The 23,183-nt window shown below is 41.6% G+C and carries 14 protein-coding genes; 11 read left to right on the top strand and 3 right to left on the bottom strand.

The window, feature by feature from the left end:
- Positions 1-144 precede the first annotated feature (144 nt).
- Positions 145-1,518 carry a YihY/virulence factor BrkB family protein gene (locus tag LBQ60_01465; protein MDR2036571.1) on the top strand — a complete coding sequence of 458 codons (1,374 nt, stop codon included), beginning with the start codon at positions 145-147 and terminating at the stop codon, positions 1,516-1,518.
- On the top strand, positions 1,508-2,311 hold the full coding sequence (locus LBQ60_01460; protein ID MDR2036570.1) for a toxin-antitoxin system YwqK family antitoxin: 804 nt from the start codon (positions 1,508-1,510) through the stop codon (positions 2,309-2,311). Before LBQ60_01465 ends, LBQ60_01460 begins: the two co-directional genes overlap by 11 nt.
- A gap of 2 nt (positions 2,312-2,313) precedes the next feature.
- Here the strand turns inward: LBQ60_01460 and LBQ60_01455 are convergent, their stop codons facing one another.
- The gene (locus LBQ60_01455; protein MDR2036569.1) at positions 2,314-3,597 is read right to left on the bottom strand and encodes a beta-lactamase family protein; all 1,284 of its coding nucleotides are present in this window, start codon (positions 3,595-3,597) and stop codon (positions 2,314-2,316) included.
- A 924-nt stretch (positions 3,598-4,521) separates the two neighbouring features.
- Between LBQ60_01455 and LBQ60_01450 the strand changes: the two genes are divergently transcribed.
- The 4 genes from LBQ60_01450 to LBQ60_01435 all read left to right on the top strand — a co-directional run bounded on the left by LBQ60_01450 (position 4,522) and on the right by LBQ60_01435 (position 15,398).
- The gene (locus tag LBQ60_01450) at positions 4,522-6,399 is read left to right on the top strand and encodes a heparinase II/III-family protein (GenBank protein ID MDR2036568.1); all 1,878 of its coding nucleotides are present in this window, start codon (positions 4,522-4,524) and stop codon (positions 6,397-6,399) included.
- Between the two features lie 12 nt (positions 6,400-6,411).
- Complete coding sequence (locus tag LBQ60_01445; GenBank protein ID MDR2036567.1) at positions 6,412-8,577, top strand: polysaccharide lyase beta-sandwich domain-containing protein; 2,166 nt, start codon at positions 6,412-6,414, stop codon at positions 8,575-8,577.
- 36 nt (positions 8,578-8,613) lie between these two features.
- Positions 8,614-9,810 carry a glycoside hydrolase family 88 protein gene (locus LBQ60_01440; GenBank protein MDR2036566.1) on the top strand — a complete coding sequence of 399 codons (1,197 nt, stop codon included), beginning with the start codon at positions 8,614-8,616 and terminating at the stop codon, positions 9,808-9,810.
- A 719-nt stretch (positions 9,811-10,529) separates the two neighbouring features.
- Positions 10,530-15,398, top strand: a complete 4,869-nt coding sequence (locus LBQ60_01435) for a RecQ family ATP-dependent DNA helicase (protein MDR2036565.1) — start codon at positions 10,530-10,532, stop codon at positions 15,396-15,398.
- Positions 15,399-15,568: 170 nt separating this feature from the next.
- Here the strand turns inward: LBQ60_01435 and trxB are convergent, their stop codons facing one another.
- Positions 15,569-16,522, bottom strand: a complete 954-nt coding sequence (gene trxB, locus LBQ60_01430) for a thioredoxin-disulfide reductase (GenBank protein ID MDR2036564.1) — start codon at positions 16,520-16,522, stop codon at positions 15,569-15,571.
- Between the two features lie 379 nt (positions 16,523-16,901).
- Here trxB and LBQ60_01425 point away from each other — a divergent pair, with 379 nt between their 5' ends.
- The 5 genes from LBQ60_01425 to LBQ60_01405 all read left to right on the top strand — a co-directional run bounded on the left by LBQ60_01425 (position 16,902) and on the right by LBQ60_01405 (position 22,876).
- Positions 16,902-17,648 carry a hypothetical protein gene (locus LBQ60_01425; protein MDR2036563.1) on the top strand — a complete coding sequence of 249 codons (747 nt, stop codon included), beginning with the start codon at positions 16,902-16,904 and terminating at the stop codon, positions 17,646-17,648.
- Positions 17,649-17,719: 71 nt separating this feature from the next.
- A complete protein-coding gene (gene folP, locus LBQ60_01420; GenBank protein MDR2036562.1) occupies positions 17,720-18,517 on the top strand; it encodes a dihydropteroate synthase in 798 nt (265 codons plus the stop codon).
- 4 nt (positions 18,518-18,521) lie between these two features.
- Positions 18,522-19,448 carry a carbohydrate kinase gene (locus tag LBQ60_01415; protein ID MDR2036561.1) on the top strand — a complete coding sequence of 309 codons (927 nt, stop codon included), beginning with the start codon at positions 18,522-18,524 and terminating at the stop codon, positions 19,446-19,448.
- A 151-nt stretch (positions 19,449-19,599) separates the two neighbouring features.
- Positions 19,600-22,218 carry a valine--tRNA ligase gene (locus LBQ60_01410; GenBank protein MDR2036560.1) on the top strand — a complete coding sequence of 873 codons (2,619 nt, stop codon included), beginning with the start codon at positions 19,600-19,602 and terminating at the stop codon, positions 22,216-22,218.
- 73 nt (positions 22,219-22,291) lie between these two features.
- Entirely contained in the window at positions 22,292-22,876 is a 585-nt protein-coding gene (locus LBQ60_01405) for a bifunctional nuclease family protein (GenBank protein MDR2036559.1), read from the top strand.
- Between the two features lie 111 nt (positions 22,877-22,987).
- On the opposite strand, the gene LBQ60_01400 is transcribed toward LBQ60_01405, so the two are convergent.
- A partial coding sequence (locus LBQ60_01400) for a hypothetical protein (GenBank protein ID MDR2036558.1) occupies positions 22,988-23,183 on the bottom strand: 196 nt, incomplete at its 5' end.

The raw sequence follows: 23,183 nt of genomic DNA, 5'->3' as shown, positions 1-23,183 counted from the left end.
GAACGACCGGGAAAAAATAAAGCTATTTTCTCCGGCTGTCACTTGACGGATCCCGCTGTTACAATGAGCATAAACAACTATGTATCTTTGCTTAGGTATTGTATTTTCAAATATTAATCCGTTTCTTTGAACTTATTTTTTGATATGAACCTAATTCAAAAAACACAGCATATATTTAACCAGGTAAAACACTTTATTACAGATGAAGTATGGAGTGTTCGCCTGGACGATTATCCTCCGGGTATTGCCCGGCTGCTGAAATATCTGCGTGTGATCCTGGTTTCTTTCCGGCGTTTTTTTGAGGACAAGGTACAGCTTCGTGCTTCGGGACTCACATACTATTCCTTATTGGCTCTGGTACCTATCCTAGCCATGGGGTTCGGTATCGCCAAAGGTTTCGGATTCGACAAAGACCTGGAACAAAGACTAATTGACAATTTCAAAGGACAGGAAGAAGTACTTAACTGGTTGATATCTTTTGTCCATTCAGCGCTTGATAATGTAAAAGGAGGTGTAATCGCCGGAGTTGGGATGGTCGTTTTATTCTGGTCGGTAATGAAAGTACTGGGAAATATTGAAAGTTCTTTCAATGATATCTGGCAGATCAAAAAACACCGCAGTTATGTCCGCAAATTCACCGATTATCTTTCTTTGATGCTTGTTGCTCCGATACTGATTATCGCAGCCAGTAGCGGAACCGTTTACGTAGCGACACAGATAAGCAATATCTCTGCCCAGATAGAACTGTTCAATATCAGCCCTTTTCTGGTTTTTCTAATGAAATTATTCCCATATGTGATGGTCTGGCTGTCGTTCACATTGCTATATATGATCATGCCCAATACCAAGGTCTCATTCAAATCGGCATTGATTGCAGGGATCGTTGCAGGAACTGCCTTTCAGGTTGTTCAATGGTTATATATTGACCTCCAATTATTTATGTCCAGAAACAATGCTATTTACGGAAGTTTTGCCGCCATACCATTATTGTTGATATGGTTGCAGATGAGTTGGTTGATTGTTCTCTTAGGGGCAGAAATATCATTCGCCAATCAGAACATAGATCTATACGAACTGGAAAATGAATCATTACAGATCAGTTCGTATGCGCACCGGGCATACAATATCTTATTGCTGCAGAAAATCGTTCAACGTTTTATTGACGGAAAAGTACCGTTAACGGCCCAGGCAATAGCAGCCAGGATGAAATTACCGATACGTCTTGTACGCATGGTCATGGCTGATTTATTGAGTGCGAACCTAATCACTGAAGTGCATACGGATAAGGAAAAAATACGTGCTTTCATGCCTGCAAAAGATATTCAGCGGTATACCATTAAATATATTACCGAATCACTGGATAAAAGCGGTAATAACCGTATTTTGCACAAGCCATCGGAAGATATGAAAAAAGTATTACATATCCAGGAACGGTTTCTGGATGTAATACAACATGTTCCTGAAAATATACTAATTCAAGATTTACCTGAATACCAGATAGAAAAAAATGAAGCATAGGCACTTTGTTTTTACGATATTATTCATTTTACTTGCGGGATATTTGCATGCCCAGCAAACAAAGAACCAACGTGATGCACAAGGCCGCAAACAGGGTTACTGGGAAGCTGTTGACAAAAAGGGCTTTCCGGTGTATACCGGTTATTTTAAAGATGACAAGCCTGTCGGAGAGATGAAACGATATCATCCTGAAGGGGGTGGGATTCGGGTAATCATGCAATACAGTCAAGACGGGGAAAAAGCTTATTCCCGGTTTTACGGATTGAATGGAAAACTGGCTGCCGAAGGCAATTATGTGCAGACCAAACGGGACAGTATCTGGACATTTTATAACTATCATACAGGAAATCTATCCTATAAAACCGGGTATCGTATGGGAATGCGCCAGGGAAAATCCCAGGCTTTTTATCCCGGAGGAAGCGTTGCAGAAGAAGTATCCTGGAACAACGACCTGAAAGATGGCCCATGGAAACAATATTTTGAAAGCGGGCAACTGAAGCTTTCAGCTACTTATAAAAAAGATATGTTGGAAGGAAGTTTTTTATTGTATTTTCCTGACGGGAAAAAACAAACCGATGGAAAATACCTCAATGGACGGCCTGACGGGAATTGGTTACGTTATAATGAAAATGGAAGTGTTGCAATAACAATTAAATACAAAAACGGAATCATTGCCAATTATGATGAATTGACAGAAGCGCAACAGGAGATCTTCAAGAAAATGGAAGAAACCAAGATCAAAGAACCTACCATTGAAGAAATGATGAGGGAGGCCCAAAAGGCAAACCGCTGATCTTACTCTTTTACTATATCAAACGCGGCATCCAGCCATAATTCTACATCCTGCGGGTAATGGCCAGAAGTCTGGACTTCGCTCCTTTTTTCACCCAGACGGACCACTACCATGTTCTTTTCGGGAACCACAAAAATATATTGTCCTAAAATACCACGGGCATAAATAACATCCATATTATTTCTCTTCATATGCCACCATTGGTAACCATAAAAATCGACATTTTGTTCCGTATCTCCGTCCTTGAGCCAGGAAGCCGCCTGTGTGGCTTCGTCTATAAATGCTTCAGACACAACCTGCACACCATTCCAGTTTCCTTTATTCAGGATCAATTGTCCGATCCTGGCAAAATCCCGTGCGTTGGAATTAAAACAACAATAAGCCTTTTCCAATCCGTTCTTCCGGTCTAAGGACCATAATGCGTCATTTTCAGCACCAACAGGTGTCCAGAGTTTTTCGGAGGCATATTCACTGATGGATTTTCCGGTAGCATTAGCAACAACAAAAGACAATAACTGCGTCACTCCGCTTTGGTAACGAAAACGTACACCAGGCAATTCAACCAACTGCAGATCAGTAACCACTGATTCTATATTTTCCCCATAATAGGCTTTTGTTGTAACGGAAAAAGGGGAACTGTATGCCTCGTCCCAGTTGAGACCGGCACTCATGGTCAACAGATCCCTAATGGTAATTTCCTTCCTGTTCCCTGTGTTAAAAGGAGGATAATAGTCAGCCACAGACTGGTCAAAGCTCTTGATTTTACCTTCATCCCTGGCAATCCCGGCCAGTAAAGAAACGATACTTTTGGCTGCAGAGAATGAATTGCTTAAGGAAGCGGCATCATACCCGTCCCAATATTCTTCATGCACTATGGCAGTATCCTGTACGACCAGATAGGCCACGGTCCTGTATTCTTTAAAATGCGACAGTATCTGATCCGGAATTTGTTTCCGGTTGTATACGGAAGAAATTTTCCATGATTGCGGATTTTCTGCTTTTATGGCACGATTTTCGAATATACGATAATCGTCGATGTCCGGAGTGGTATACCACAAAGCCTTCCTCAGGTAAAAATTGGAGGGAAATGTAATGAATACCATAATTCCTGCAACGATAACAAGCAATAAAATGCCTGTTTTTTTCAAAAAGTTCTTCATATAATTATTACACCAGAAAGTGAAAAATGAAATATTCTCGGGAACAAAGATAAGCAATTTATCGATTAATCCCTGAATTTCAGCAGATAACCGCATATTTTTCTCATTTGAAAAAATATTTTTCACTTTTTTTATTGTTTTTTGGAGCAAAAAATAAGTTTGGCACGATAATTGTTTTACATGTATTAGAAGATTAATAAAACATAAAATAGTTTCATAGTAGCAGTAGTTTTTTCTCATAAGTTAATAGTTGTAAATAAGAAAAGAGCCGTTCGGGAGAACCGCTCTTTTTTGTTTTTATGAATACTGTTCATGCAAAAAGAAGCTGATTCAATTTGTACTATCAAATTAAAATAGCTGTAAAATTTACCTCTCCTCCATTTTCAAAGTTTATAAATTACTTATATCTCTCATAAATAATTGTATTTTTGTTGCTGTTATTTTTCCTGTTATCCTAAATTTGGTGAAAATATAAGTAATATAAAACAATTAATGTCATATTTTCTGAACGTAATTCATTTGATCAATGTGACTTAAGGAAACAATAAATAGCACTGAGTGCTTAATTATGAGACGGTTTTTTCTTTTTTGGGTTACACTGGTGGTATCATGGAATTTACCAGTACAGGGTAAAAACCTGTTAAGTGGTAAATATTCATTGGAGAAACTTCAACATACCCTTATACCTCAACCTGAATGATCCTCCTTTCTCCGTCTGACAGATCATGAAGACTGGTCAAAAACTGACAGTAAGATGATGCAGGCTTATAGACAAGGCCGGGAAAAACCTGGGTTATGATTGGCCTTTCATTCCGGCAAATGAGTGCCCGGATCGAAAAAGTCAAACCAGAGACCGAAGAAGATAAAGGAATCAGTATGTAAATGGGAGCGTGATCCGCCGGATCAATTTTGATGTAAGCGCTCCGAAAACAGAAGATACCTTTATGCTCGGGATCAGGAAAAAATAATTCGTATTTTCATGAAAAATTCGCAATATCACGAGTAAAAGATTATTTACCATTGCTTTATACCTTAATCAAATCATTCATCATGATGCGTCAACTTTTCCTTTTTACTGTTGTATTATTTTTAATTCTACCTTCTAGCCTGAAAGCACAATTAAAATACTTACAGGATATTACATCACTAACACCTCATCCACGTATCCTGATGCTCCAGGGGGAAGAACAAAAAATAAAGGACAACATCGCCGACGACGAATCCTGGGCAAAAATCCATCAGATGATCATCCGGGAATGTGATAAGATGACCACTCTTCCCGTATTAAAACGGGAAAAGACAGGACGCCGTCTTCTATCGGTATCCCGTGAAGCACTCAGGCGTATCTTCTTTCTGTCGTATGCATACAGGATGGAGCAGCAGGAAAAATACCTGCAACATGTGGAAAAAGAAATGCTGGCCATAGCCGGGTTCAGTGACTGGAATCCTTCCCATTTCCTGGATGTCGGGGAAATGACCATGGCCATGGCGATCGGCTACGACTGGCTGTATCACTCACTACCGATAACATCACGGGAGAAAATAAAAGAGGCGATACTCGCCAAGGGTATCGATCCCTCATTAAATACAAAACACGCCTGGTTCCTCAAGGCGAAACATAACTGGAACCAGGTCTGTAATGCCGGAATGACCTACGGCGCCCTGGCCGTTTACGAAGAAATGCCCGAACTTTGCAAAGTCATCATCGACAGGGCCATTGAAACCATCCACCTCCCGATGAATGATTACGCTCCTGATGGGGCATACCCGGAAGGGTACGGTTACTGGGACTATGGTACCAGTTTCAATGTGATGTTCCTGAGTGCAGTTGAAAAAGTGTTCGGAAGTGATTTCGGACTCTCCGGAGCGCCGGGATTTATGAAAACGGCCGGATATATGGAAAATATGACAGGTCCTTCGAACCTGTGTTATAACTACGCGGACTGTGGATCCGGAGGTGGACTGGCCCCTGCTATGTTCTGGTTTTCACAAAAGTTAAATGATCCGTCATTGTTGTGGAATGAACGTACTTATATACAAAGTGGAAAGCGTCATACAGGCAATCGCTTATTGCCCGCAGTAATGATCTGGGGAAGTAATATCAAGCTGGATGAAGTAAAGCCTCCAAAAGAATTACTCTGGAAAGGGCAAGGTGTCACCCCGGTAGTATTGATGCGCACATCATGGACATCACCTGACGCTATATATGTCGGATTTAAAGGAGGAACAGCATCCAGCAATCATGCCCACATGGATGCAGGTTCTTTTATTATGGAAGCCGATGGCGTCCGTTGGGCTTCTGATTTTGGTATGGAGAATTATAATTCCCTGGAAACGAAGGGAGTTGATTTATGGAATGGTCGTCAAAACTCTCAACGCTGGCAGATATTCCGTTACAACAATATGGCACACAACACCCTGACGGTAGATAACCGTTTACATGTGGTCAAAGGCTATGCTGCTATCCGTTCGAGCTCATCCTCTCCCGATTTCATGAATGCCACTTCAGACCTGAAAGAAATATACGATGGACAACTGGCTGCAGCTGTCCGTGGGATCGCTATCATCAATCAGCAATATGTGGTGGTGAGGGACGAGATCAAAACACTCGGTAATGAAACCACCATCCGCTGGACAATGCTAACTACAGCCGATGTGAAGATTACCGGTAAGAACAGCATGGAACTAAAAAAAGACGGAAAGAAACTGAAACTTGAAGTTTCCGAACCATCCAAAGTAACCATGCGTATCTGGTCTACCCAATCCCCCAATGATTTTGATTCTCCCAATCCCGGTACTGCACTGATCGGGTTCGAAGTGAATATTCCCGCCAATGCCGAGGCCATTTTATCTGTAAAGCTGGTTCCGCAAAGTGCGAAAAAAGCAGGCAACAAAATACCGGCATTGGAGCAATGGCCGAAACAGTAATAACGATATCTAATGAAGCATATTTTTATCTTTATATTAGTTCTATATACCTTTTCCGTACAGGGTTTTCAGTCCAAACCCGGCAACCTGGACATTGAGTTGCTCAGAAATCAATTCATTTCCGAATTACTTGAACCCGCTGTAAATGAGGAAAGAGTCAGGGAGATCGTTGCCGGCATCAGGGAAGACGGGACATGGGCCGGAATCGATTACAAGGATGTATCCCGCATAGCATTCCAGCATACACGCCATTTATCCCATCTGGTACAGATGAGCCGTGCCTATAAAAAGAAAGGATCTGCTTTAAAAGGTAAAAAAGAAGTAAAAAATGCCATCTATCTGGCATTGAATTACTGGCTGGCCAATGATTTCATCTGTGAAAACTGGTGGAACAATGAGATAGGGACACCCAACGATCTGACTTCGGTATTACTGATCATGGATAAAGACCTTACCAAAGAACAGGTTGAAAAAACATCGGCCATTACAGGAAGGGCGCATATCAATGCCCCAGGCGCGCGTCAAAGCGGCGACCGCATTAAAATAGCGGGGATACAGGCTAAAAATGCTCTTTTTAAAAGAGATGCCGGTCAATTCGATATGTTGATCCGGATCATTGAGAAAGAAATACGCTTCGTTCCTGCTGATCAACGGGGATTACAAGCCGATTACAGTTTTCATCACCGTGACGACAGGGTGAACAATACGCTTTCCTATGGCCTGGGGTATGCAGATACATTTGCGGAGTGGGCTGATAAAGTGAACGGAACAAGATATCAGTTTTCCGACAGTACCCTGCATCTCTTGATCGATTATTACCTGGACGGGATCTGTAAGATGATGATTTTCGGAAAATACCATGATCCCGGGGCTACCAACCGCGATATCAGCCGACAGCGTTCCGGTCCGGTCCGTCCGCAAAGCCCCGTCACCCCGGAAAGATTATCTAAAGTTTCATCCTACCGGAAAAATGAATTGCAGGAAATTATACAAATCCGCCGCAACGATGCGAAACCGACCTTATCCTTCAGCACCTTTTTCTGGCAGACAGAACATTATACGCACCAGCGACCCGATTATTTCACTTCGGTAAGGATGTTCTCCTCCCGTAACAGGAATATGGAATATCCGTACAATGGGGAAGGATTGATGAACCACCACAGGGGTGACGGTGCCAATTACCTTTCTTTAACAGGCAACGAATATTTTTCGATCACTCCTGTTTACGACTGGCAGAAAATACCCGGAACAACTGTTGTTCAAAAAACATCTTTGCCCGGAGAAACCGAAATACAGAAAGAAGGACAGATGGATTTCGTTGGAGCAGTGACCAATGGTAAATATGGTGCTGTCGGTTTCGATTTTATCAGTCCGCATGATCCGTTGAAAGCACGTAAAGCATGGTTCTTTTTCGACAATGAATATGTCTGCCTCGGAGCAGGTATCCGTTCTTCATCCGCTCATCCGGTTGTTACTACCCTCGATCAATGCAAACTGGAAGGAGAAGTAACCGTAAAAACGGATAAGGAAACCCGTACCCTGACCAAAGGTGAACACCAATGGGAAAATGCCGATTGGGTATACCACCAGCATGTCGGTTATATCTTCCCCGGGCCCGCCCGGGTAATCCTGTCCAATCAGGAACAAACCGGAAACTGGTATTCCATCAACAAGCAGGTCAACAGTTCCCGTAAGGCCATCCAAGCAGACGTTTTCAAACTGTGGATCGATCATGGTCCGCGGGCCAGGAATGCGACCTATCAATACATGATCATGCCTGCCTCCTCTAAAGAACAGGTAGAAGCTGCTGCGGCAAATCCCGTTATCGATATAGTTGTCAATACTCCTCAGATACAAGCCGTATACCACAACGGGCTGCATATCCTGCAGGTGGTATTTTACAAGAATGGCGAAGTCCGGCTTTCCAATGGATTGGTGGTAGGTATGGACAGCCCGGGTATGCTTATGCTGAAAGATGACGGAACAACCATCCGGGAAATTTCCATATCGGACCCATCCAGGAAAATGGGTAGGATACATATCTACACAAACTGTAAGATGAACCTAAAAGGTGATCATTTTAATGCAGTGTGGAACGAAGCAAAAGGCATGAGTGAGATTTCGGCAGATATGCCACAGGGCTTATTCACCGGACAAAGCATAACACTCTCATTTTAGTATTGTAATTTTTTAACCATTTATCATAAATAACCCATGAAAAAACAATTTTTTCTGTTTGTCGGCTTGATCGCCGCATTATTGATCTCCTGCGGACCAAAGCAGGAGTCCATGGAATCACTGATCAAGGACCGTCTTGACCGCTCCATGCTGCAATACGATCTGATGGCCCAGTCGTTACTTAACCAACCCGGTAAATTACCCAAAACCACCGATGCCGAAGGCAAGCTGGTAACGAGTGGTTCCGGTTGGTGGTGCAGCGGATTCGTACCGGGATCCTTCTGGTATCTTTATGAATACAGCAAAGATCCGAAAATGCTGGAATACGCAAAAAACTACACAGCTCGTATCGAAAAGGAAAAATTCAATAAGGGTACTCATGATCTCGGTTTCATGCTGTACTGTAGTTTCGGCAACGGATACCGCCTGACAGGCGATACGGCTTACCGGAGTATCATGTTGATCGGCGCTGAATCGTTGTCCAGCCGTTTCAATCCTAAAGTAGGGTGTATCCAATCCTGGGGTGCAAATAAAAAATGGCAGTTTCCTGTGATCATCGATAACATGATGAATCTGGAATTTTTGTTCTGGGCTTCACAGGCGTCAGGTAATCCCAAATATAAGGATATTTCTATCTCGCATGCCGATGTAACCATCAAAAATCACTTCCGCCCTGATTACAGTTCTTATCATGTAGTTTCTTATGATACCATTACCGGACAACCGGAAAAAAAGAACACGCACCAGGGATTTTCCCACGAATCGGCCTGGGCGCGTGGACAAGCCTGGGGATTCTACGGTTATGTCATGACATACCGGGAAACAAAGGATAGCAAATATCTGGATCAGGCCAAACATATTGCATCTTTCCTGCTGAGCCATCCCAATCTTCCTGCGGATAAGATCCCCTACTGGGATTTCAATGCGCCTGACATCCCGGAAGCCAAGCGTGATGCTTCTGCCGGGGCAATTATGGCATCGGGCCTGATCGAATTGAGTAAATATGTGGATGCTGAATTAGGAAAAAACTATCTGGCTGTCGCCGAAACACAATTACGCACCTTATCTTCACCGGAATATTTTGCGGAAAAAGGAACTAACGGTAATTTTATCCTAAAACATTCGGTGGGACATCTTCCCGGAAATTCGGAAGTGGACGTACCGTTGACCTATGCTGACTATTATTATATAGAAGCTTTGCTGCGTTACCGCGACCTGTTACCCAAAAAATAATCTTTTTACTGGTCCATGGGCATACACTCACCTGTCCATGGACCAGTAAATGACTAGTCCTAAACAAGCGTCAAGATTTATCGGACAAAAATACTTTATTTATCAGAGCGTAACAAGGCTAGCCTTGTTACGCTCTGGCTTTTTATAGGTTCTTATATTCACACTACTTTGAGCGTGCATCTATTCAGGGGTTTTCCATATAGCACGGACCAATGAGATCTTTTTGTGTGATTTTACACGCTTTATGTATGAAAAATGTGTAATTTTACTATAAACAAATAGATATGAATATTAAAAGAGAGAGATTGGGCGACCTGAATCGGTGGAAAAATAGCCGTTATCGCAAGCCACTTGTACTGCAAGGAGCAAGACAAGTGGGAAAATCATTTATTCTCAAACAGTTTGGTGAGCTATATTTTGAGAATTATCACAATCACTTGTCCGTCAGTTTAGTAATGATATTTTTTATTGGACTTCGGGTAATCAAGCTGAACTAGAATTTGTGTTTCAACTTTCGGAAAAGATTATTCCGGTTGAAGCAAAATCTGTATTAAGCACCAAGTCAAAAAGTTTATCGGAATATCGAAAGAAATATTTACCTGAACTTTCCCTTCGTTTTTCGCTAAAAAATATAGAAAAGAACGATGATTTACTCAATTTGCCATTGTATCTTGCGATTATACAGAAAAGTTATATAAAATAAACAATTTATAGATATTATGTCTGCAACACACCATATATCATACGTGTTCTTTGATATCGAAACCGACATTGACGGAAAGTCGGTGTTGGATATTGGAGCGATCAGTAATGATAATCGTCTGTTTCACTCGTCTAAAAAGAATGAATTTGAATATTTTATATCGAATATTCAATATGCCATTGGACATAATATCTTTGAACATGATCTTAAATACATAGCAGAAAGTTTTCATAAGCAAGGTGTTAAGAAATTTATAGATACACTTGTTTTTTCACCGTTGTTGTTTTCGCAAAGACCCTATCATAAACTCGTTAAAGATTACAAACTCGATACTGACGAGGTGAATAACCCGGTAAACGACAGTAAACTATGCAAAGAACTTTTTGATAGCGAAGTGGATGCGTTCAATAAGTTAAATGATTCACTCAAACGAATATATTTTGGCTTGCTTTCCGAAAAAGAAGAATACAAGCACTTTTTTGATTATGTCGGATATAGCGAAAAACCATATAATTTATCAAGTGAAATAAGGAGTTGTTTTTGGCGTAGAATGTGTACAAATGCGCCGATTGAGGCGTTGGCATCCAAATACCCTGTTGAACTTGCTTATGCTTTGGCTTTGATCACAGCAAACGATTCTTCTTCCGTTACTCCTGCATGGGTGCTAAACAGATACCCTAAAACGGAAAACGTGCTTTATTTTTTGCGAGGAAAACGTTGTGCCGTTGAGTGCGAATACTGCGCTCAATTTACCAACGAAATTCAAGGGCTTAAAGATTTTTTCAGATACTCTGCATTCCGTTTGTTTGGAGGCGAACCGTTGCAGCAAAATGCCGTAAAAGCGGCAAACGAGAACAAATCACTTTTAGCGGTGTTCCCAACAGGTGGAGGAAAAAGTATAACTTTTCAATTGCCGGCGCTGATGGCTTATCGTGCGGTCAAAGGTCTGACGGTTGTTATTTCGCCCTTACAATCGCTTATGAAAGACCAGGTGGACAATCTTGCCAAAAACGGAATTACAGAAGCTGCTACCATAAACGGACAATTAACAACGATTGAAATTGCAGAAGAACGTAAACGGGTGGAAGACGGCGATGTTGCAATACTATATATATCACCTGAAAGTTTAAGAAGTAAAAGCATGGAGACACTACTTCTTAAAAGAAATATTGTACGATTTGTAATCGACGAGGCACACTGTTTTTCGGTTTGGGGACAGGATTTTAGAGTAGATTACCAATATATCGGCGATTTTATAAAAAACTATCAAACATTAAAAGGCACCGCAACAAATATTCCCGTATCATGTTTTACGGCAACAGCAAAACAGCGCGTTATTAATGATATTATTACCTATTTTAAAGATAAGCTCAATCTGCATTTGGAATTATTTACGGCTCGTACTTCAAGAACAAATCTTTCTTACAATGTTATTATTACGCAGGAAAGTGAAAAGTTTGACAGACTTTGCGCCATTTTAGACGGTAGGGAAAAACCGACAATTGTATATGTAAGCCGAACCCGGAAAGCGGAAGATTTGGCAAATAAACTGAATGGACATGGCTATTCGGCTCGCTGTTATCACGGACAAATGGATAATGACGAGAAAATCAGGAATCAAGAAGCCTTTATGGCTGACGAGGTGCGTATTATAATAGCCACCACCGCCTTTGGAATGGGTGTTGATAAAAAAGATGTCGGTACAGTGATTCATTATAATATTTCGGACAGTTTGGAAAATTATGTGCAGGAAGCAGGGCGAGCCGGTCGGGATGAAAAAATGAATGCGGAGTGTTTTATACTCTTTAATGAAGATGATTTGGATAAGCATTTCATCTTATTGAATCAAACAAAAATAAGTGAAAAAGAAATAGTACAAATTTGGAGAGCCATACGTAACGAAACCAGAAAACGCGAAGAAGTTTCGTTATCTGCTTTGGATATAGCACGAACCGCCGGTTGGAGCGATGCCGAAAAAGATATTGAAACCCGTATTAAAACGGCAGTAAGTGAACTCGAACATTCGGGTTTCATTCAACGCGGACAAAATATGCCGAGAATATACGCCAACAGTATCAATGTCAGAAATATGGAAGAAGCAAGCGCTAGGATTGAAAATTGCGGACTTTTTGACACCAAAGACGCCGAAAGCGCCAAGCGAATTATCAAAAGCTTAATATCTGCTCAACATATTGCAAAAGCCGGCAACAGGGAAGCAGAATCCCGTGTTGATTATATGGCGGATAATTTAGCGATAGTAAAAAGCGATGTGATTCGAGTTATTGGGTTGCTTCGCGAAGCAGGTATTTTATCGGATGATAAGGATTTTACAGTATTTGTGAAGAAAAACGATGAGAGTAAGATAAAGAATATCATTCAAAAGCATCTTCAAATTGAAACCGCAATCATTGAAAAATTGTATGGAGAATCAATGGAAATCAACCTTAAGGCCTTTTTTGAGGAACTGTCTGCTAAAATTCAAAAACTGTCAATGAACGATATTAAGGTAGTTTTGAACTATTTGAAAATTAAAAAATTAGCAAATTATCATTACAAGAATGAAGATGGAAATCTTGCCCGCAACGATTACATCGTTATTAAGTCCAAATTTGAAACTGACGACCTCAAAAAGAAATGCGAAAAACGGATTGTAATTGCCACAAAAATAACAGATTATATCTACATGCGCTTTAATAACACCCAGCCAACCGAAGAACAAGCAATTTCTTTTTCGCGTCTTGAACTTATTAAAAATCACAAAAATGATCTGTTTAACGAATCTGCTAATATTGAAGAAATTGATGATGCCTTGTTTTATCTCTTAAAAATACGTGCCTTGAAAATCGAAGGTGAGTTTTTGGTTATTTACAATCGGATGCACCTGAAGCGAATAGCTAATACCGATGATAGATACAAAAAAGAGCATTATAAACACTTGGCAGATTATTACGACAGTAAAATAAAACAAATTCATATCGTAGGCGAATATGCAAGAAAAATGATTGAAAGCGAAGGTGCTGCGTCCGAATTTGTCGATGATTATTTCTTCATGCAAAGCGATTTCTTCATGCACAAATATTTTGCAGGAAGAAACGAAGAACTGAAACGCAACATGACAAGGACGAAATTTAAGAAACTCTTCGGCGAATTGAGCGAAACTCAACTCAATATCATAAAAGATAGCAAAAGTAAATATATTGTGGTGGTGGCAGGTCCCGGCAGTGGCAAAACAAAACTTTTAACACACAAACTTGCATCGCTTTATATTTCCGAAGATGTAAAACATGAGCAAATGCTGATGCTCACCTTTTCTCGTGCCGCAGCCAGTGAATTTAAAAAACGATTGATGAGTCTGATAGGAAATGCGGCAAATTACATCATGATAAGCACATTCCATTCATATTGTTTCGATTTGTTGGGGAATGTTGGCAATTTAGAAAAAACAGACAGCATTATCAAAAATACAATAGAAGCAATAAAGTCAGAAGAAGTTGACCAAAATAAACTCGGTAAACTTGTTTTGGTAATAGACGAAGCGCAAGACATTAGCAATGAGGAATATGAACTCATCAACCTACTGATGAACAAGAATGAAGAAATGCGTGTGATTGCAGTCGGTGACGACGATCAAAGCATTTACGAGTTTAGAGGGGCAAGTCCGAAATATTTAAAAATGTTTGCCGAAAACAAAGAAACTGTATCTTATGAACTGTTGGAAAACTATCGCAGTAAGAACAGTATAGTGGAATTTTCAAATACCTTTATAGCCCAAATGCCTAACCGGCTGAAAAAACATGCTGTCAAAGCAAAAAATACAGAAAAAGGAATCGTTCAAGTAATAAAGCACCAAAGCGAAAGTTTGATTCAACCTATTGTAAATAATGTGTTAAGCAAAATGACCAACCAAGCATTCTGTGGTAGCGCAGCCGTACTCGCAAGAACCAATGACGAAGTCTTGCAAATAGCTACACTCCTAAAAAAGAATGGCATACACGCAAAAACCGTAGGAGATACAGGAATGGTATCCATCGGGGATTTGGCAGAACTTCGCTATTTCTATTCACTGTTGGATATTGACGACACACAAAGCCAAATATCGCAAGAAGCATGGGAAAAGGCGATAAAGGGATTAAAATTGCGTTTCGCAAGCAGTGAAATTTTGCTCGAATGCTTATCGGCATTGACCGAATTTGAGGAAATAAACAATAAAAGCAAATACATCAACGATTTCAGGATATTTTTAAGTGAAGCAAAGTTTGAAAACTTTATCAATGTGAATGGTGGTGAAGTTTTTGTTTCAACCATTCACCAAGCCAAAGGTCGGGAATTTGATCATGTGTTTTTATCTTTATCAAATTATGGGAATTACCTGAAAGACGAGGATAGGAGAGCGATTTATGTTGCGCTAACAAGAGCCAAAAACAATCTTTTTGTACATTATAATAAAAATATTTTAGACGGTATTCATTCGGATAATGTTGAATATTTAACCGACAACAACGAATACGGAATACCTAATGAAATTACCATTCAATTAGATTACAAGAACGTTATCCTGGACGCATTTTTCAACTATCAAAATGCAATACACAATATCTATGCAGGTGCGGAACTCAGTCTTGATGATAAAGGTTGTTTGTATGGCGGAAAGCGTGTATTACTATTTTCAACAACATTCAAAACGAATTTGGAAAAATTTGCAAGTAAAGGCTATAAACCAGCATCAGCAAAAGCTACTGCCATAGTATATTGGAAGAAAACAAAAACACGTGAGGAAAATCATAATAATAACGAAAATATAGGTAAAGAAGCAAAAATCATCTTACCGATAATAACGCTTGTGAAGATTACCGATATGATGCTTCAAACGATTAAAGATGAATAAATGGGGATATTCACCCGACACATGCCAAAGGTATCTATTTGCTGGAAACAGAAATACAGGATTTAATATAAATGAAGAATTTCCACCGGTACCGGAACAGCTGTAATAAAATTTCCTGTTTCCATCGCATTGTATGTGACACTGGAAACAGTTTCCTCCAATAATCAGAACTATTGTATATTCAGGCACCGGTCGATCAGGAACCGTTCAGCATCAATAGCTGCTTTACAACCACTGCCTGCTGCCGTGATGGCTTGCCGGTATTCGGGATCCTGTACATCTCCACAGGCAAAAACGCCCTTTACATTGGTAATAGATGTACCCGGAACTGTTTTAATATATCCGTTCTTATCCGTATGTACCCATTTACTGAAAACTTCCGAATTGGGATGGTGTCCGATAGCAAGAAAGAATCCTTCGATGGGCAGTTTCTTTTCACCTTCTTTAGTGAACAATAAAGCGCCGGTCAGAGTCCTGTCGCCTACCAGTTCTTTAGTCTGGGTTTCCCAAAGTATCTCGATATTAGGAGTTTCAAATACCCTTTTCTGCATGGCTTTGCAAGCCCGAAGCTCATTCCTGCGGACGATCATATATACTTTCCGGCACAATCCGGCCAGATAAGTAGCTTCCTCACAGGCTGTATCTCCTCCCCCGACAACAGCTACATCTTTTCCGCGATAGAAAAATCCGTCGCAGGTAGCACAGGCGGAAACACCATAGCCTTTGAACCGGTCTTCCGAAGGCAGTCCGAGGTATTTGGCCGTGGCGCCTGTCGCAATTATTACCGATTCCGCCTCAATAAAATGCTCTTCATCAACCGTAACCAGGTAAGGGTATTTGTCAAAGTCCACTTTTGAGATATGTCCGAAGCGGATCTGAGCATCAAAACGTTCAGCCTGTTTCCTGAAATCATCCATCATCAGGTTGGCGCTGACCCCATCCGGATAACCCGGAAAATTATCCACTTCGGTAGTGGTGGTCAATTGTCCGCCGGGTTGCATCCCGGTATAAAGAACGGGAGATAAATTGGCACGGGCGGTATAAATAGCAGCCGTATAGCCTGCAGGACCGGAACCGATGATCAGGCATCTTACTTTTTCCGGATGAGTCATTGAGGTGATCATAATGTGTATTATTATTCCGTATAACTATACAAAGTTATATCAACTTTGCTTACCCTGCAAATATTCGGGTATGTTTTCATTTGTATATAGTTATTACGCTATAGTTACTCCATCCGGTCGTGAGATCGCCTTTGGCTAAGTTCGCTTCATGAGAACGCCGGCGTAAAGTTTTCTTTTTTTGTTGTATGGAACCATCATCATAATATTAACTCCCTTACGGTCGTTGAGCTTCGGTTCATGTTCTTTGGCCGGTTCTCGTTCATGAGGGTTTCATATATGTCCTGATAACATCTATCGAACAAATCTGTAAAATTATTGTTAAAAAATCTTCTGCCCAAGAAGGAAAAAACATATCTTTGCTTATCTTTATTCTATGACCATGGAAAAACAACATAAACCGGGTTGTGATGACCACATAGAGGGTTCCAAATCAGAAAAAATCCTCGGCTTGCTCACCACTAAATCCGTCCTCAAACAGAAAATATTCGACAATACATTTGAAATATTCAACCAGTTGAAAGAAGTACTGGAAGAAGTAGCGGGGGAATTCGGCCCGACTGTCTCCGAAATAGACAGGAGGGTTACTGTCGAGTATACCAGCCGGGGCATGTTTGAAGCGCAATTAAAAGTGGCAGGAGACATCCTGGTTTTCAGCATGTTTACCAATGCTTTCGAATTTGACAGAAACCATACGATCTGGAAAAACTCTTTTACGAAAGACAATCCGCAAAGTACCATTTCCGGAATGATCAGTATCTACAATTTCCTGCATGACTCTTTCAGGTACAACCACATGAGCGACCTCGGCTACCTGATCGCACGTATATTTGTGAACAAGGATCTTTATTATTTCGTTGAAGGAAAACAACAGATGAACAACTGGGTAAACAATTTCGGAACAGCAGTTATTTCGAAAGAGATACTCCGGGATATTGTGGAATCAGCGATCTTATATACACTCAATTTCGATCTTCTGGTACCCCCTTATGATTCGGTGAAAATCATCACCCTGGATCAGATCAATTCAAAGATCAATTCCGCCCGTTTCCAGACAGGAAAACGGCTTGGGTTCACCTTTAACTCCGACGATGTCTCTGCACACGTCAAAACGGAAAGTAGACATTAACCAATCATTAAGATTTGGAAAAGAGAAAGACCTTAAATTGTAACGGCAAGCTGGTGGATCTGGACCATCCCATGGTAATGGGTATCCTCAATGCCACTCCGGATTCATTCTATGACGGAGGCAGTTATATTACAGAATCGGAAATACTTAACCGGTGCGAAACCATCCTTTCGGAAGGTGCCGGAATCATAGACCTAGGAGCGGTTTCTACCCGGCCGGGATCCATGGAAGTAACCGGAGAGGAAGAACTGGAACGTTTGGACAAGGCATTGGCTTCCATACGGAAACATTACCCGGATGTGTTCATTTCTTTGGACACTTATCGTGCGGATGTCGCTGAAAAGATGGTCGCCGGTTACGGGGTAAACATCATCAATGATATTTCGGCAGGAACACTGGATGAAAAAATGTTCGAGACCGTGGCCGGTCTGGACATTCCTTACATACTGATGCACATACAGGGTACACCTCAAACGATGCAGGAAAATCCCGTGTATGATGACCTGATGACTGATGTGATCCGCTTCTTTTCCGATGCGGTGTTCCGTTTACGTACTTTAGGTGTGAAAGATATCATCATCGATCCGGGATTCGGTTTCGGAAAAACGGTGGAACATAATTATGAACTACTTGCCCGCATGAAAGAACTGGAGATATTTGAATGTCCTTTACTGGCAGGAGTATCGAGAAAATCCATGATATACCACTTTCTCCGGACAGATGCAGCCCATGCGTTAAACGGGACAAGCATAGTAAATACGCTTTCCCTGTTGAATGGCGCTGATATTTTACGTGTCCACGATGTGAAAGAAGCAGTGGAATGTGTGAAGATCGTAGAAATGTATCAAAAGGGTATAAATAAAGATTAACCATATGAGAAGAATTTTTGCCATCGGGGAAATGGTGCTGGACATCATATTCAAAGGAGGAAAACCGGTCAGTGCGACTCCCGGAGGATCCATGTTAAATACAGCCGTATCTTTAGGAAGATTAGGACTGGAAGCTTATTTCATCAGTGAATTCGGAAAAGACAAGGTAGGAGATATTGCCGATGCATTCCTGACCGAAAATGGTATAAATACCCGGTATACATACCGTTATCCCGGTTCCCCTTCATCACTGGCACTGGCTTTTCTGAACGAACACAACAACGCTGATTACCAGTTCTACAAACAATATCCTGAAAAGCGCCTGGATATTACCTTCCCGGAACCTACCGAAGGCGACGTCATCCTTTTCGGATCTTTTTACGGGATCGACCCGAATATTCATCTCCGGCTGAAGCCATTCCTGCAACAGGCAAAAGAAAAAAACGCCCTGATCATTTATGATCCGAATTTCAGGACAACCCATCTGCCACAACTGGAAGCATACCGTCCTGTAATTTTGGAAAATTTCGGGATAGCAGACATTGTCAAAGGTTCGGATGAGGATTTCGGATATATTTTCAATACCGGGAATGTGGAAGATACGTGGGAAAAAATCAAGGGCTCTTCAGATGCCCTGATATATACGGCCAACAAAAACGATGTAAAATACCACTCCTCAGAAGTACATGAGACATATGAGGTTCCAGCGATCCATCCCATAAGCACTATCGGTGCCGGCGATTCTTTCAATGCCGGGTTGATTTACGGTCTGATCAGCCAGGGAATCACCAAAAATAACCTGAAAACCATGGATCACGGACAACGCTCGGATATCATCCGGAATGCCATCCGTTTTGCAGGACATGTCTGTATGAGCTATGACAACTATATTTCACAGGCATTTGCCGATGAGATAAAATCTCAAGCCTGATACCGGCTAATTATCAGCCTTCATATCTCGTCTTTCCAAACAAAAAGTTATCTTTGCATCCGTTTTAAAAAATGTGATTAACAACGGATCAGCCAACTGAACAACTTTGTTCAGATGATTGATCCAGGTATTTATAAATTATAAACGACCAATGGAACAACTTCCTTCGAAGTACGACCCCAAAGCCACCGAAGACAAATGGTATGCATATTGGATGCAGCATCAGATGTTCGAATCCAGACCGGATAAACGTGAACCCTTTACTATTGTCATTCCGCCGCCTAACGTGACCGGGGTGCTGCACATGGGACACATGCTCAACAACACGATACAGGATGTACTGGTACGTCGAGCACGTATGATGGGTAAGAATGCATGCTGGGTTCCCGGAACCGACCATGCTTCCATTGCTACCGAAGCCAAAGTCGTGGCCAAGCTTGCCTCCGAAGGGATCAATAAATCAGACCTCACCCGGGAGCAATTCCTTAAGCATGCCTGGGAATGGACACACAAGCATGGGGGGATCATCCTCGAACAGTTGAAAAAACTGGGTGCTTCCTGCGACTGGTCAAGGACCTGTTTCACCATGGATGAAAAGCGTTCGCAAAGCGTCATTAAAGTCTTCGTCGACCTGTTCAACAAAGGACTCATTTACCGCGGTATCCGTATGGTGAACTGGGATCCGGCAGCCCAGACGGCTATATCGGACGAAGAAGTCATCCATAAGGAAGAGCACGGAAAATTATATTACATCCGGTACCAGGTGGAAGGAGAAAATGACTATGCTGTAGTCGCCACTACACGGCCGGAAACGATTTTCGGCGATGTTGCCGTGTGCATACATCCTGACGATCCGAAGACAGCCCGCCTGAAAGGGAAAAAAGTTGTTGTTCCGGTTGCAAACCGCGTAGTTCCTATTATTGAAGATGATTATGTGGACATGGAATTCGGAACCGGATTCCTTAAAGTAACCCCGGCACATGATGTGAACGACTATATGCTGGGAGAGAAACATCATCTGGAATCTATTGATATTTTTAACGACAACGGTACGCTAAATGCATATGGGCTCCAATACGAAGGTATGGACCGTTTTGCCGTACGGAAAAAAATCGAAAAAGACCTGGAAGAACAGGGCCTGATGGAAAAAACCGAGCCATACACCAATAGTGTCGGTTATTCCGAACGAACTGATGTGCCCATTGAACCAAAGCTTTCCATGCAGTGGTTCCTGAAAATGGAGACCCTTGCCAAACCAGCCCTTGATGCGGTAGAGAATGATACCATCAAATTCCACCCGGTAAAATTCAAAAACATGTACCGTCACTGGATGGAAAATATCAAGGATTGGAACATCAGCCGGCAACTATGGTGGGGACATCGCATACCTGCTTATTATCTGCCGGGAGGCGGATTTGTTGTCGCAGAATCGAAAGAGGAAGCATTACAGCTGGCACAGGAAAAAACAGGGAATGGCCAATTACGGATGACTGATCTGAAGCAGGAAGAAGATAGCCTGGATACCTGGTTTTCTTCCTGGTTATGGCCTATCTCTGTCTTTGACGGGATTAATGAACCGGATAATGCCGATATCAATTATTATTATCCCACCAACGACCTGGTGACCGCCCCTGAAATTATTTTTTTCTGGGTAGCCCGTATGATCATGTCGGGTTATGAATACCGGCAGGCTCCATGTTTCCATAATGTTTATTTTACGGGGATCGTCCGCGACAAGATCGGGAGGAAAATGTCTAAATCCTTAGGGAACTCGCCCGACCCTATCGACCTGATGAACCAGTATGGTGCAGACGGGGTCAGGTTAGGCATGCTGCTTACCTCACCTGCCGGAAATGACCTGCCTTTTGACGAGCAACTCTGCGAGCAGGGCCGTAATTTCAACAATAAAATATGGAATGCTTTTCGCCTGGTCAAAGGATGGCAGGTAAACGAACAACTGCCTCAACCCGAAACATCGGCCCAGGCTGGAGAATGGTTTGAGGCGTTATTAAACAGGGCCATCGCCGATATTGATGACCAATTAGGTAAATACAGGCTTTCCGAAGCATTGATGACCACTTATAAATTATTCTGGGATGAATTCTCGGCATGGTACCTTGAAATGATCAAACCGGCCTACCAACAACCTATCGATGGAAAAACATACAGGATGACCCTCGATTTCTTTGAAAAGCTCTTACAGTTATTACATCCGTTCATGCCTTTCATTACCGAAGAACTATGGCACCATCTCAAAGAACGGAAAAACGGGGAAAGCATTATGTTATCCGAATGGCCTGAGGCAAACGGGGCAGACCTCATGCTGATCGACGATTTCGAACAATTGAAAGAAGTCGTTACGAGTATCCGGAGTACCCGGCAGGAAAAGAACATCCCCAATAAAGAACCATTGCAATTGATGGTGAACGGCCATACGCTTTATCCCGAATTGTTGACCCTGTTATGTAATCTTTCGGAAATTACCCGCGTAACCGACCAACCGGAAGGCGCCATTCAGTTTATGGTACGCACTACCGAATATTTTATTCCGTTATCGGGAAAGATCGATGTGGATGAAGAGATCAGGAAACTGGAAGCCGAATTGAAACATCAGGAAGGTTTTCTGGCTTCGGTCATGAAAAAGCTCGGTAACGAACGGTTCGTAAACAGCGCTCCTGCACAGGTAGTGGAAATGGAACGGAAAAAACAGGCGGACGCTGAAAGCCGGATCCAGGCTATCAGCCAGCAATTGACCAATCTGAAAGGGTAAGTGTCCGGAATGGTTTTGTTTATTTTTATAAAACGAGTATCTTTGGTGAGAAATATATTAATTTTATGCACAGATGGACAAGGTATTACTTAATGTGTTAGGGATTTCGTACAGCCAAACACAAACCGGTGCATATGCGTTGATTTTGGGTGAAGAGAACGGGAACAGGCGTATTCCTATCATCATTGGTGGATTTGAGGCTCAGGCTATAGCCATCCAACTGGAAGGGCTCAAACCTCCGCGTCCGTTGACACATGATCTGTTTTTCAGTTTTGCCACGGAATACGACATTATGTTAGAGACCGTACATATATTCCGTCTGGAAGAAGGCATTTTCTATTCAAAGCTAATCTGCAATAACGGTATCAAGCGGATAGAACTCGATGCCCGTACTTCGGATGCCATTGCTTTGGCATTGCGTTTTCAATGCCCGATCTATACCACAGAAGAAATCATAGAACGTTCCGGAATTCTTTTTTCCAGCGATCCTGCCGGTCAGCCTCAGCCTCCGGCACAAAAAAAATCCAAAGGAACAGGGTTGAAATCACAGGATATTCCAGAACTGGAAAGCCTGCTGAATGAGGCCATCCAGAATGAAGATTATGAACGCGCCTCCGAAATCAGGGATGAGATCAAACGCAGGGAGAAAACAGATTAAAAGTTTCTGAATTTGTCATATAACGAAAAAAAACATTATCTGTTCGTAAGAATAGATAATGTTTTATCACTTATAAAATAAAGATGATTCTTGTTTATTACCGCATAAATCTTATTTCGCGTATATATATTCCAATGTAGCTACCCTTTGAGAAGCTTCACCCGTTCTTGTTATCCTGATAGGATATCCTCTTTCATTATATTCATAAGTAAAGTCATAATTTCCACTTTCCTCCCTGACAACTATATCATTCCTATAATCTTTACTTTCATAAGCCTGTGTTACTATATTATTAGGTGAAGCATTG

Source organism: Bacteroidales bacterium (assembly GCA_031275285.1).
In the GTDB taxonomy this organism is placed as follows: Bacteria; Bacteroidota; Bacteroidia; order Bacteroidales; family UBA4181; genus JAIRLS01.
Note: the sequence above shows the minus strand (reverse complement) of the source record. Positions and strands in the feature narration are given on the sequence as shown.

What these genes read in the sequence shown, in the direction of transcription:
- LBQ60_01405 (MDR2036559.1), top strand. Translation starts at nt 22,292, where the DNA reads ATGGACAAGGTATTACTTAATGTGTTAGGGATTTCGTACAGCCAAACA.
- LBQ60_01425 (MDR2036563.1), top strand. Translation starts at nt 16,902, where the DNA reads ATGGAAAAACAACATAAACCGGGTTGTGATGACCACATAGAGGGTTCC.
- LBQ60_01435 (MDR2036565.1), top strand. Translation starts at nt 10,530, where the DNA reads ATGTCTGCAACACACCATATATCATACGTGTTCTTTGATATCGAAACC.
- LBQ60_01410 (MDR2036560.1), top strand. Translation starts at nt 19,600, where the DNA reads ATGGAACAACTTCCTTCGAAGTACGACCCCAAAGCCACCGAAGACAAA.
- LBQ60_01460 (MDR2036570.1), top strand. Translation starts at nt 1,508, where the DNA reads ATGAAGCATAGGCACTTTGTTTTTACGATATTATTCATTTTACTTGCG.
- LBQ60_01445 (MDR2036567.1), top strand. Translation starts at nt 6,412, where the DNA reads ATGAAGCATATTTTTATCTTTATATTAGTTCTATATACCTTTTCCGTA.
- LBQ60_01415 (MDR2036561.1), top strand. Translation starts at nt 18,522, where the DNA reads ATGAGAAGAATTTTTGCCATCGGGGAAATGGTGCTGGACATCATATTC.
- LBQ60_01450 (MDR2036568.1), top strand. Translation starts at nt 4,522, where the DNA reads ATGATGCGTCAACTTTTCCTTTTTACTGTTGTATTATTTTTAATTCTA.
- folP (MDR2036562.1), top strand. Translation starts at nt 17,720, where the DNA reads ATGGTAATGGGTATCCTCAATGCCACTCCGGATTCATTCTATGACGGA.
- LBQ60_01465 (MDR2036571.1), top strand. Translation starts at nt 145, where the DNA reads ATGAACCTAATTCAAAAAACACAGCATATATTTAACCAGGTAAAACAC.
- trxB (MDR2036564.1), bottom strand. Translation starts at nt 16,522, where the DNA reads ATGATCACCTCAATGACTCATCCGGAAAAAGTAAGATGCCTGATCATC.
- LBQ60_01440 (MDR2036566.1), top strand. Translation starts at nt 8,614, where the DNA reads ATGAAAAAACAATTTTTTCTGTTTGTCGGCTTGATCGCCGCATTATTG.